Source organism: Cypionkella sp. (assembly GCF_034376685.1).
Lineage (GTDB): Bacteria > Pseudomonadota > Alphaproteobacteria > Rhodobacterales > Rhodobacteraceae > Cypionkella.
Genome location: NZ_JAXMJJ010000048.1, coordinates 1 through 11,531, shown reverse-complemented (window position 1 = coordinate 11,531; position 11,531 = coordinate 1). Strand labels below are relative to the sequence as shown.

The window sequence follows — 11,531 nt, the reverse complement described above, 5'->3', positions numbered from 1 at the left end:
TCTGGCCCAATCGCGACCTTTGCTGCGCTGATCCCACCGAAACCACAGGCGGAACCGATTTCCACGCGGAAATCGTGCCGGAATTCGCGCGAATTCCGCCTCAGTAGCCGCGGGTGCGGTCGACGAGATGCAGCAAGGGTTCACCAGCCTCAGAGCGGCGGATGTTTTCGACCAGCACTTTCGCCGCTCCGGTCGCGCGGGTGTCAGCGGCGATATGGGGGCTGACAGTGACGTTGGGGTGGTTCCAGAATGGGTGATCCTCTGGCAAAGGCTCAACACGGAACACGTCCAGCGTGGCGTGGCCAACTTGGCCCGCGTCCAGTGCCGCCAGCAGTGCCGCATCATCAATCAGCGGCCCGCGTCCGGGGTTCAGAATGAATGCGCCGGGTTTCAGCCACGACAACCGCTCGGCGTTCAGGATATTTTCGGTCTCGGGGGTTTTCGGCAGCAATGTCACCACGATATCTGCCCCGCGCAGCGCCCTCTCTAGCCCCGCCTCACCATGAAAGCCTTGGATACCTTCGGTGACTTTCTCGGTCCGGCTCCACCCTAACACGTTGAAATTCAACGCAGCCAGTGCTTGCGCGCAGGCGGTGCCGAAGGCTCCCATGCCCAGCATCGCCACCTTTCGCTCGCGCGCCAAGGGCGGGCAGGTTGCGTCCCAGATATGATCGGGATTGACGATGTGGCGGTCCATGCCGAGATGATGGCGCAGGGTGTGGCCTACCACCCATTCCACCATGCCCTCGGTCAGACCATTATCGACCATCCGGCACAAAGGCTGGGTCAGCGTGGTGTTGCCAACGATGCGTTCCACCCCGGCCCAAAGGCTCAGCACGGCTTTGCAGCGTGTAAACGGCGTGAAATCCTGCAGCGGCGCGGAAGGCGCGTAGATGATGTAGTCCACCACCGCTGGGTCAGGCGCATCAGTCACGACGCGGGCATCAATCCCGGCATCTTTGAGCAGCTGCGGCAGCAGATCGCGATACTCCTCCCACACGGCGGGGGCAGAGAAAAACACGGTGAGGCTCATCGCAGGCTCCTGTAAAATCAACTCGCGCTGGTCACGGCGGCATTGACCGCCAGCGCCAGAATGATGGTGTTGTAAAAGAATGCGCCGATTGAATGCACCAACACCACTTTGCGCATCTGCGCCGAGGTGGTGGTAACATCGCTGACCTGCGCGGTCATGCCGATGACGAAAGAGAAATACAGGAAGTCCCAAGGGTCTGGCTTTTCGGTGCCGGGGAAATCAAGCCCTGTGGGCATCTTAGCCTTGCGGGGTTGGTAGAACAGATAGGCATAGTGAAACCCCGCCAGCACATGCACGGCCGCCCAGCCCAGCGGCACCGAGCCCAAAGCCATCAGACGCGCGGGCGTGCTGTCACTTGGCGCGCTGAGCACCAGAATGATCGAGGTGAGACTGATCGCCCCTGCGGCCAGTGCCAGCAGCAGAATTGCCACCACGCCAGCATCGTTCTGTTCGGCATGGGTGCGCAATTCGTCCGAGGATGTGGTCGCCGCGAAGTGCAGCATCAACCCCAGATAGCTGACGAAAAACGCATTGGCCGCCGCCAGCACGCGCAACTCGAATGGCAGCGGGGTCAGTTGCACCAGCAGGGCCACGGCAGCACCGATCACAAAGGCGAGCACAAAGCGGGCATGGTGTTTCATCGCGGCTACCTTGGCCTGTGCACGATGGCGCTTTGCACCAGCCCAAAGGCCAGCAAGATCACCAAGGTCGCCGAGCCGCCATAAGACAGCAGCGGCAACGGCACCCCCACCACCGGGGCCATGCCCATCACCATCGCAAGGTTCACCGCTAGGTAAAGGAAGAAGTTCATCGCCACGCCGACGATCAAAAGCTGGCTGAAGCGATCCTTGTTCTGGATTGCCGCGATGATGCAGAACACCAGCACCAGAGTATAAAGTGCCAGCAGCGAGATCGCGCCAATAAAGCCGAATTCTTCGCCCAAGGTGGTGAAGATAAAGTCGGTGTGCTTTTCGGGCAGAAAGTTCAGCCGGCTTTGCGTGCCCTGCATAAAGCCTTTGCCCGCCCAACCGCCCGAGCCCAAAGCGATCTTGGCCTGAATGATGTTATACCCGGTGCCCAACGGATCGGCCGAAGGGTCCAGAAAGGTGTGGATACGTTTGTATTGGTAATCATGCAGCACCTGCCACGGCGTGCCTTCCGACATGATCACCGCCGTCAGGCCACCGCCGCCCAGCACTGTGACCGCGCCAAAATACCACAGCGAGACACCAGCCGCGAACATCACCCCCGCACCGCCTAAAACCAGCATCATCGCGGTGCCAAGGTTGGGTTGTTTCAGCACCAGATAGGTTGGCACCAAAATCAGCACCACCGGGATCAGCACCCACAATGGCCGCGAGATTTTCTTGTCATCGAGCCAGTCGTAGTAAGCCGCCAGCATCATCACCAGCGACACTTTCATCAACTCGGAAGGTTGCAGACGCATGAAGCCCAGATCAATCCAGCGCTGCGCACCCATGCCGACGGTGCCGAAGAAATGCACCACCAGCAACAGCAGCATCGCGACCAGATAGGACACCCCCGACATGCTGCGCCAGAACCAGATCGGGATGAAGGCGACGAAGAACAACAGCCCCAGCCCCAAACCAAAACGCTTGATTTGCGGCAGCGCCCAAGTGTCGATATCGCCGCCCGCGATCGAATACAGCATCAGCCAGCCAATCGCGGCAATCGCGATCAGCACCAGAACCAGTGCCCAATTGATATAGAACACCTTCGAGATGCCGCTGGGCGCAAGCTTCAGCTTATATTCCAGAAAACTCATCGCAGCGCCCTCATACTTTCGAGGCTTCGGGAGCCGTGCCATCGGGAAGGCGCAGCTGCAATTCGTTCAGCAAAGTCTCCATCCGGCTGCGTTGATCGGCGGGATAGGCGGTTAGCTGTGGCATCGCGCCGGTCAGCGCCCGCAGCAAGGCGTCGCGCGCAATCGGCCCCGCCACAGCCGAACCACCGCCGCCATGCTCGACCACCACCGATACTGCGTAGCGCGGGGCATCGGCGGGGGCAAAGCCGACAAACAGCGCATGGTCGCGCAAGCGCCACGGCAAAGCTTCGTTCTTCGTCGCCCCACTGCGCTTTTCGGCATCCGAGAAGTTGCGCACCTGTGCGGTGCCAGATTTGCCGCACATCCGCATGGTATCATCGACAATGCGCGAGCCGCGCCCGGTGCCACGCTCACCGTTCATCACCTCGAACATGCCCATCTGCACCGCACGCAATTTTGAACCGTCAATATCCAGCCCGCCGACCTCTGCGATGGGAACCGGAATGTCATTGACCGAATGGACGATACGGGGAGCCACCTGTTTGCCGCTGGCAATCCGCGCGGTCATCACCGCCAGTTGCAACGGTGTCGTCAGCACATAGCCCTGACCGATCGAGGCGTTGATGGTGTCGCCGATTACCCAATCCTGACCATAGCGTTCCTGCTTCCAGGCCTTGTTGGGCATCTTGCCTTCCGAGATCGCCGACATCGGCAGATCGTGGCGCATCCCCAGACCCAGTTTGTGGCCCATCTCGGCCATCTTGTCGATGCCAACCCTTTGGCTGATATCGTAAAAGTAGACATCGCAGCTTTCCGCCAGACCGCGTTTGAGGTTGACCGGACCATGCCCGCCCCGCTTCCAGCAGTTGAACCTAATGCCGCCGACTTCGATAAAGCCGGGGCAGCGCACCGTGGTGTTCTCGTCAATCACCCCGGCCTCAAGCGCCGCCAAAGCCGTGACCATCTTGAAGGTTGATCCCGGCGGATAGGCCCCCTGCACAACTTTATTGGCCAACGGGCGGTGGTCATGCTCGGTCAAAGCCGCGTAATCGGCGCTGGAAATCCCGCGCACGAACAGGTTCGGGTCGAACGAGGGCGAGGACACCGCTGCGATGATGTCGCCGTTGTTGACATCCATCACCACGCAGGCGGCACTTTCTGTGCCCAGACGGGCCTGGACGAAATTCTGCACATCGGCATCAATCGTCAGCCGCAGGTCTTTGCCCTTCAGGCCTTCTTCACGGTCAAGCTCGCGCATCACCCGGCCCACCGCGTTGACCTCAATCCGCTTGGTGCCCGCCGAGCCGCGCAACGTGTCTTCCATCCACTTTTCCACGCCGATCTTGCCGATCTGAAAGCGCGGGATCATCAGCAAGGGGTCGATATTGCCATCCCCCCGGCTTTCCCTCAGATCGCTGAGGTCTTTTTCCGAGACCGGGCCGACATAGCCCACCACATGCGCGAAATCGATATCGCGCGGATAGACCCGGCTCAGGCCAACCTCGGGCGAGACTCCGGGCAGGGCGGGGGCGTTGATGGCGATCTTGCTGAAATCGTTCCAGCTCAGCCGCTCGGCCACGGTGATCGGCACAAAAGCCGAGTTGACCCTTGGGTTCAGCTCTTTCATCGTGTCGGCCAGATCCTCAGCCGTCATCGGGATGATGTGGCTGAGACGGTTCAGAACATCTTCTACCTCGGCATCGGTTTTACCGGCGTTTTCGCGGGTGATCACCACGCGGTAGTTCTGCTCATTGCCCGCGATCAGCTTGCCATTGCGGTCCTGGATCAGCCCACGCGCGGGCGGGATCAACCGGATGTTGATGCGGTTTTCTTCCGCCAGCAGACGAAACTGATCGGCCTGCTCGACGCCCAGAAATCGCATCCGCGCACCCAATGCGCCGACCATCGCCGCCATGCAGCCGCCCATGAACAAGGCCCGCCGGGTGACCGAGCGCGAGGTGGCTTCCGTATCGCGGGGCGCCCGTCTCATGGCCTGAACCTCACATCCGTCTCCCGTATGCATCGACTTCGCCCATCGCGGGCTTGTGCAGATCCAGCACATAGCGCGACAGGAACACCACAACAGGATAGCACAACACCGACCAGACCACTTGCAGCATTGCAAAGCCAAATCCGGCCTGCGGCACCAGCGCCATTGCAAACACCAGCCGATAGACCACCAGCATCGCCACCATCAGGCCCGAGACCAATAGCCATTCCACCCCGAAGTTCAATTCACGAGTCAGTGCAACCCGCCCGCGCACAAACTCCGATGCCAGCAACACCAGCGCTGTCCACAGACCCGGAGGGCGGTCCAGCAGCATATCATCCAGCAGCACCACTGCGGCGATCAGCAGGGCGGGCAGATAATCCGGGCGGCGCATTGTCCAGGCAAAGATGATGCACAGCAGCAAATCCGGGCCGGGTGTGCGGTTCAACCAGACGGTAAAGCGGCACCAGCTGGCGGTTTCGGCGCAATCCGACATCATCGCCATCGGCAAGGGCAGCAACCGCCAGAACAACAGCAGCAGCGCTATCGCCACAAACAGCGCGCGGTGCAGCCAGACCTCCCGCGTGGCACCATCAACCATTGCTGCCCCCGGTGGGTTCGGCTTCGGGTTCGGGCGTGGTGGGCGGCTTTGGTGGGCCTTGCACCGGCGGCGTGGTCACCAAGGCGCCGGGGTCGGTGATTGGCGTCAAGGCGTGACTGCGCAGCACCCGCAAAAACTCCAGCCGTTGATAATCGGCAGACAGCGCCACGCGCAGCCGTTTGTCAGTGCCCAGCACGACAGACCCCACCAGCAAGCCTGCCGGAAACATCCCGCCATCGCCCGAGGTCACAACGCGGTCACCCGGGCGCACCTCGTCGGGGTCTTCCAGAAAATCCAACGGCGGCAGGTCGGAATTGTCGCCCGACAGCAGCGCCTTTTGGCCCGAGGGCTGCACCGCCACCGGCACCCGGCTGTTGCTGTCGGTCAGCAGGATCACCCGACTGATCTGTTGGCCGACGCCCGAGATACGTCCCACCAGACCAATGCCATCCATCGTCGCCCAGCCATCCTTGATGCCATCGCGCGCGCCGACGTTCAGCAACACCGACTGTCGGAACGGCGAGCCGCTGTCGGCCAGAACCACCCCCGTCACATGGGTCAGCATCGGGTCCAGCCTCACCTGGTTCAGATCAAGCAGACGAGCGTTTTTCTGCTCCAACTGCAGGGCTGCTTCTTTCCACGCCTTCATTTGGCGCAATTCCTCGCGCAGCTGTTGGTTCTGTTCATAAAGCCGCGAATAGGATTGGAAATTGTCCAGCACGCCCGCCGTCCACGTCACCGGAGCCGCCGCCCATTGAAAGCTGGGCACAAAACGGTCGACCAATGCGGCGCGAAACCGCTCGACCCGCGGGCTGTCGATCCGCCACAGAAAGAACAGCCCCAGCATCAGCATGATCAACAGACCCACCAACACCCGGCGCAGTGGGCGGTGGAACTCTGCTGGATCAATGCGGTTTCTTGCCATGACTGGCCCGTTTCACTTGAAAGACAAAAGGACCGCGACCAGATCTGCCGCCAACGGCTTAGCTATCGCCCGATCTTAGCTATCGTAGTCGATAACGTGGCGCAGTTGTTTTTCATATTCCAGTGCTTTGCCGGTGCCCAAAGCCACGCAGTTCAGCGGCTCATTGGCGACCGAGATCGACAGTCCGGTTTGTTCGCGCAAGCTCAGGTCGAGATCGCCCAACAGCGCGCCGCCGCCCGTCAGCATGACCCCGCGATCCACAATATCCGCCGCCAAATCCGGCGGGGTGGTCTCCAAAGCTTGCATCACTGCGTCACAGATCTGCTGCACCGGTTCCGACAAGGCCTCGGCCACCTGCGCCTGATTGATCTCGGTTTCCTTCGGCACACCGTTCAACAGGTCACGCCCGCGAATGGTCATGCTGGCCCCGCGGCCATCATCCGGCATCCGGGCGGTGCCGATGCTGGTTTTGATACGCTCGGCAGTGGATTCCCCGATCAGCAGGTTCTGATGACGGCGCAGATAAGAGATGATCGCTTCATCCATCCGGTCACCACCCACCCGAACCGAGCGTGCGTAAACGATATCGCCCAGCGACAGAACCGCGACTTCCGTGGTGCCGCCGCCGATATCAACCACCATGTTGCCGGTCGGATCGGTGATCGGCATCCCTGCGCCAATCGCCGCCGCAATCGGTTCCGCAATCAGCCCGGCACGCCGCGCACCAGCCGAGAGAACCGACTGTCGGATTGCGCGCTTTTCCACCGGGGTCGCGCCATGCGGCACGCAGACGATGATTTTCGGCTTCGAAAAGGTCGTACGCTTGTGCACCTTGCGGATGAAATGCTTGATCATCTCTTCCGCCGCTTCAAAGTCGGCAATCACCCCGTCGCGCATCGGGCGGATCGCCTCGATGGAACCCGGCGTGCGGCCCAGCATCAGCTTGGCATCCTCACCCACCGCCAGCACCTGCTTTTTGCCGTCCTTGGTGTGATAGGCGACCACCGAAGGCTCGTTCAGCACGATGCCCTTGCCGCGCACATAGACGAGCGTATTGGCGGTGCCGAGGTCGATCGCCATGTCTGACGAAAAGATGCTCGAGAGGATAGACATGCTGAGGTGATCCTTGGTCCGCGAAAAAGAAGCGCCCGCGACTCAGCTGCAGCCGAGGCGGGCGCTTTCATATAAGACCATGCAAGAGGTAGGGAAAGGCCCGAGCTTTTTCAGCCGCGCCTTTCCGCCTTGTACGCGCGTTTTGTGATTTTTCTACGAAAGATCACAAAATAGCTGGAGTTTAACCCTGATCCTTGTAGTTTATCGACTTTTTGTCGCTGTCAGGGGCCGATTTCTGCCGCCGCACCACCAATTTGTTCAGCGCGTTCACATAAGCTTTAACCGATGCAACCACCGTATCGGTGTCTGCCGAGGCTCCGGTGACGATGCGTCCGTCTTCCTCCAGTCGCACCGAAACCGTGGCTTGCGCGTCGGTGCCCTCGGTCACGGCCTGCACCTGATACAGCTGCAAACGCGCCGAATGGGGGAACAGCATCTTCACCGCATTGAACGCGGCATCGACCGGGCCGTCACCTGTGGCATCAATCGAATGATCCACCCCGTCGATGGTCAGCGTCAATTCAGCCTCACGCGGGCCTTCGGTGCCGCAGACCACGCGCAGGCGTTTGACTTGGATGCTGTCATGCGCGTCATTGGTGGCCTCATCGGCGACCAAGGCGAGCAGGTCTTCATCATAGACCTCTTTCTTGCTGTCGGCCAAAGCTTTGAAGCGCACGAACACGTCGTTCAGTTGGTTGTCAGCCAATTCATAGCCAAGTTCCTTCAGTTTCGAGCGCAAAGCCGCGCGGCCCGAATGTTTGCCCATCGAGATATTATGCGCGGTCAGGCCGATGTCGGCGGGGCGCATGATCTCAAAGGTTTCGATGTTTTTCAGCACGCCATCCTGATGGATGCCGGATTCGTGCAGGAAGGCATTCTTGCCGACGATGGCCTTGTTGAACTGCACCGCAAAGCCGGAAACACTGGAGACCCGGCGCGACAGGTTCATGATCTTGGTGGTGTCGATGCTTGTGCGGTAGGGCATGATGTCATTGCGCACCTTCATCGCCATCACGACTTCTTCCAGTGCGGTGTTGCCCGCGCGTTCGCCCAAGCCATTGATCGTGCATTCGATCTGCCGCGCGCCAGCCTCTACCGCCGCCAAGGAGTTCGCCGTCGCCATGCCCAGATCGTTGTGGCAATGCGTGGCGAAGATCACAGAGTCGGCACCGGGAACCCGTTCCAGCAACATGCGGATCAGGTCGGCGGATTCGCGCGGGGCGGTGTAGCCGACGGTATCGGGAATGTTGATCGTGCTGGCCCCGGCTTTGATCGCGATTTCCACCACGCGGCACAGGTAATCATGCTCAGTCCGGGTCGCATCCATCGCCGACCACTGCACGTTGTCGCACAGGTTGCGGGCATGGGTGACGGTGTCGTGGATGCGGGTGGCCATTTCATCCATCGTCAGGTTCGGGATGGCGCGGTGCAGGGGGGAGGTGCCGATGAAGGTGTGGATGCGCGGGCTGGCTGCGTGTTTGACGGCCTCCCAGCAGCGGTCAATGTCTTTGTAATTGGCCCGCGCGAGGCCGCAGATCGTGGAGTTTTTCGAGCGTTTGGAGATTTCGGTGACGGCGGCGAAATCGCCTTCCGAGGCGATGGGAAATCCGGCCTCGATCACATCGACGCCCATTTCATCCAGCAAACCGGCGATTTCCAGCTTTTCGTCATGCGTCATGGTGGCGCCGGGAGATTGCTCGCCATCGCGCAGGGTGGTGTCGAAAATGATCACGCGTGGCTGAGATTTGGCGGCATCGGCGCGGGTTTGCGCGGGGGTGTCGGTCATGGCTGTCTTCCTTGAGATTTTGTTGCTTCTTCTGGGCGCTGATCACTTCCGAGCGGTCGCACCCAAGGGCACGCTCAGAAGTGCGTAAGAAGCAGCAGCCCACGGGAAAGCAGCACGCCGGAAAGGGGCGCGTCAGGGGCCGAAGTGATGAAGGTTTCCCGTGTCATGGAGGTGACTATACGGCGGATTTGTTGGAAGGGAAGGGGGTGTTGGTGAAAAAGTGGTGCCGCCTCGGGGGGCATCGAGCCCCCACTTGGCGGCGCTGCCGGGGAGGAGTTTGAGAACGGTGGGGAGGAGGAGAGGGCGGGAGCGCGCCGCGCGGGAGTATTTCAGAAAGAGCAATTCTGGCGGGGGTGTTTTGGGGGCTGGGTGGGGCGAGAGGAAGGGGGCGGAGGGTGTCCGCGCGTGGACGCGGGGTGTGGTTTAAGAATTTCAAGGGGTTATGGGGGTGGGATTCATGGGTTGTTAACTTTTGCATGCGGCGGAGGTGCGGATGAGATCAGGGGGTGGCTGGCCATCTCTTTGCTGATGCGTGGTTTGTGGGGCGGCGGACAGAGGATTTTCCACGTCTCTGGTGCGCAATGGCGCGGTGTTGGCTTCGCGCTATATCAGGGCTGTGGAGGCGTGGGTTGGGAGGATCGGGATGCGGGCTTTGGTGATTGGCGCGTCGGGGGGGATTGGTGCGGCTTTGGTCGCGGGCTTGCGCACGCGCGGCGAGGTGGTGGCGTTGTCCCGTGCAGCCGATGGACTGGATGTGACGGATGAGGCTTCGGTGGTGCGGGTGTTGGGCGGGGTTTCGGGGCTGTTTGACGGGGTGTTCATTGCCTCGGGGGCTTTGGGGGTGCCGGAGAAATCGCTGAAGGCTTTGACGGCACAGGCCATGCTGGAGCAATTTGCGGTGAATGCGGTGGGGCCTGCTTTGGTGATCAAACATCTGGTGCCGCTGTTGCCAAAAGAACGGGTGGCGCGGGTTGGGGTGTTGTCGGCGCGCGTGGGGTCGATTGGCGACAACGCTTTGGGCGGTTGGTATTCCTACCGGGCGGCGAAAGCGGCGCTTAATCAACTGGTGCATACGGCGGCAATCGAGCTGGCGCGCAGCCATCCTTTGGCGGTGCTGGCGTGTTTACATCCGGGCACGGTGGCGACGGCGTTTACGGCGGGGTATCCGGCGAGAAAGGACGCGCCTGAGGTGGCGGCGGGACGGCTGATTGACGTGCTGGAGGGGCTGACGCCAGCGCAATCCGGTGGATTTTATGACTACATGGGCAAGGCGCTGCCTTGGTAGAACGCGCAGGCGGGCTTGCGCGCGGGGCAGCCTGTGGCTTGGTGGGGTTCACCCAGCCCACTGCGGTGCTGAAAGCTTGTGTTGCTTTGCCGGGGATGCAGCCTCCGGCGGGGATATTTGAGCACAGAGGATGACCGGGAGATTATCTGTGGGTGGTTGCAGCCTGAAGCCGATTGGCGGGGCAGCTTTCTGGCTGCGCACATAGGACGCAGTTGCTTGGATCAAGGATTGGTCGCAGGCGCGGTGCTGCCTTCGGCGGCTGCGCCCTCTGCCGGGGCGGCGGGGGGTTCTGGTGCCACTGGGGACGCAGGCGTTGCGGGGGCTTCGGGCGGTTGCGGCGCGGCTGGAGCATTGGGCAGCGGGCCGACCAGCACGCCCGCCTTCCACATGCCTTCTGAAATCTCGCCGCCCTTGTAGATCAGTTTGCCCGCGCCTTCGCGCTTGCCTGCCACAAAGCCGCCCTCGTAGGTGTCGCCCGTAGGATAGGTGGCCAGACCATTGCCCTGCATCGCGCCTGCAAGCCAATCGCCCGTGTAGCTGAAGCCGTCGGGTTGCGTCAAAGCGCCCTTGCCGTCGCGCAGGCCGGCCTTGAAATTGCCGGTGTAGACCGTGCCATCTGCCCAGGTTGCGGTGCCCACACCTTCCCGCACCCCGGCTTTCCATGCGCCTTCATAGCGAAAGCCGTCGGGGTAGGTCATGCTGCCGATCCCCTCAGGCTTTTCGCCGACGAGCGCCCCGGTGTAGGTGGCACCATTGGCATAAACGGCGGTGCCTTGCCCGGTGATCGCGCCTTTGGCCCATTGGCCAGAGTAGCTGGAGCCATCGGCATAGGTGATCTTGCCGATGCCATCCGGCTGATCGGCGACGAAGCCGCCCTCATAGACCGAGCGGTCGGCATAGATCATGCGGCCCTGACCCTGCATCTGGCCTGCGACCCAATCGCCGCTATAGCTGCTGCCATCCTTGGCGGTGAACACGCCCTTGCCGTCGCGCTTGTCGGCTTTGAAGCCAC

9 protein-coding genes and 1 pseudogene are annotated in these 11,531 nt (G+C 61.4%); 1 reads left to right on the top strand and 9 read right to left on the bottom strand.

Annotated features, from left to right (window positions below; all coding sequences use genetic code 11):
* Window positions 1–100 precede the first annotated feature (100 nt).
* From U1A24_RS10670 to U1A24_RS10635, 8 genes are all read right to left on the bottom strand, one after another.
* Complete coding sequence (locus tag U1A24_RS10670) at window positions 101–1,033, bottom strand: glyoxylate/hydroxypyruvate reductase A (RefSeq protein WP_322321962.1); 933 nt, start codon at window positions 1,031–1,033, stop codon at window positions 101–103.
* 17 nt (window positions 1,034–1,050) lie between these two features.
* The gene (locus U1A24_RS10665; RefSeq protein WP_322321961.1) at window positions 1,051–1,674 is read right to left on the bottom strand and encodes a DUF1345 domain-containing protein; all 624 of its coding nucleotides are present in this window, start codon (window positions 1,672–1,674) and stop codon (window positions 1,051–1,053) included.
* A gap of 5 nt (window positions 1,675–1,679) precedes the next feature.
* Window positions 1,680–2,819: a rod shape-determining protein RodA gene (gene rodA / locus U1A24_RS10660; RefSeq protein WP_322321960.1), complete on the bottom strand. Its 1,140-nt coding sequence runs from the start codon at window positions 2,817–2,819 to the stop codon at window positions 1,680–1,682.
* A gap of 10 nt (window positions 2,820–2,829) precedes the next feature.
* Window positions 2,830–4,809 (bottom strand): penicillin-binding protein 2, encoded by a 1,980-nt coding sequence (gene mrdA, locus U1A24_RS10655; protein WP_322321959.1) that lies wholly within the window; start codon window positions 4,807–4,809, stop codon window positions 2,830–2,832.
* A gap of 10 nt (window positions 4,810–4,819) precedes the next feature.
* Window positions 4,820–5,410, bottom strand: coding sequence for a rod shape-determining protein MreD (locus tag U1A24_RS10650; RefSeq protein ID WP_322321958.1), 591 nt, complete (start codon window positions 5,408–5,410; stop codon window positions 4,820–4,822).
* Window positions 5,403–6,335 carry a rod shape-determining protein MreC gene (gene mreC, locus U1A24_RS10645; RefSeq protein WP_322321957.1) on the bottom strand — a complete coding sequence of 311 codons (933 nt, stop codon included), beginning with the start codon at window positions 6,333–6,335 and terminating at the stop codon, window positions 5,403–5,405. Before mreC ends, U1A24_RS10650 begins: the two co-directional genes overlap by 8 nt.
* A 75-nt stretch (window positions 6,336–6,410) precedes the next feature.
* Window positions 6,411–7,448 carry a rod shape-determining protein gene (locus U1A24_RS10640; RefSeq protein ID WP_284324772.1) on the bottom strand — a complete coding sequence of 346 codons (1,038 nt, stop codon included), beginning with the start codon at window positions 7,446–7,448 and terminating at the stop codon, window positions 6,411–6,413.
* A 181-nt stretch (window positions 7,449–7,629) separates the two neighbouring features.
* On the bottom strand, window positions 7,630–9,234 hold the full coding sequence (locus U1A24_RS10635; RefSeq protein WP_322321956.1) for a 2-isopropylmalate synthase: 1,605 nt from the start codon (window positions 9,232–9,234) through the stop codon (window positions 7,630–7,632).
* 643 nt (window positions 9,235–9,877) lie between these two features.
* On the opposite strand from U1A24_RS10635, the gene U1A24_RS10630 reads away from it, so the two are divergent.
* Window positions 9,878–10,519, top strand: coding sequence for an SDR family NAD(P)-dependent oxidoreductase (locus U1A24_RS10630; protein ID WP_322321955.1), 642 nt, complete (start codon window positions 9,878–9,880; stop codon window positions 10,517–10,519).
* Window positions 10,520–10,740: 221 nt separating this feature from the next.
* Here the strand turns inward: U1A24_RS10630 and U1A24_RS10625 are convergent.
* Window positions 10,741–11,531, bottom strand: a pseudogene (locus tag U1A24_RS10625) (2-isopropylmalate synthase); the annotation flags it as partial.

Bases quoted from the DNA above. Each gene is read 5' to 3' on its own strand.
- rodA (WP_322321960.1), bottom strand. From the start codon at position 2,819: ATGAGTTTTCTGGAATATAAGCTGAAGCTTGCGCCCAGCGGCATCTCG.
- U1A24_RS10630 (WP_322321955.1), top strand. From the start codon at position 9,878: ATGCGGGCTTTGGTGATTGGCGCGTCGGGGGGGATTGGTGCGGCTTTG.
- U1A24_RS10670 (WP_322321962.1), bottom strand. From the start codon at position 1,033: ATGAGCCTCACCGTGTTTTTCTCTGCCCCCGCCGTGTGGGAGGAGTAT.
- U1A24_RS10635 (WP_322321956.1), bottom strand. From the start codon at position 9,234: ATGACCGACACCCCCGCGCAAACCCGCGCCGATGCCGCCAAATCTCAG.
- U1A24_RS10665 (WP_322321961.1), bottom strand. From the start codon at position 1,674: ATGAAACACCATGCCCGCTTTGTGCTCGCCTTTGTGATCGGTGCTGCC.
- mreC (WP_322321957.1), bottom strand. From the start codon at position 6,335: ATGGCAAGAAACCGCATTGATCCAGCAGAGTTCCACCGCCCACTGCGC.
- U1A24_RS10640 (WP_284324772.1), bottom strand. From the start codon at position 7,448: ATGTCTATCCTCTCGAGCATCTTTTCGTCAGACATGGCGATCGACCTC.
- mrdA (WP_322321959.1), bottom strand. From the start codon at position 4,809: ATGAGACGGGCGCCCCGCGATACGGAAGCCACCTCGCGCTCGGTCACC.
- U1A24_RS10650 (WP_322321958.1), bottom strand. From the start codon at position 5,410: ATGGTTGATGGTGCCACGCGGGAGGTCTGGCTGCACCGCGCGCTGTTT.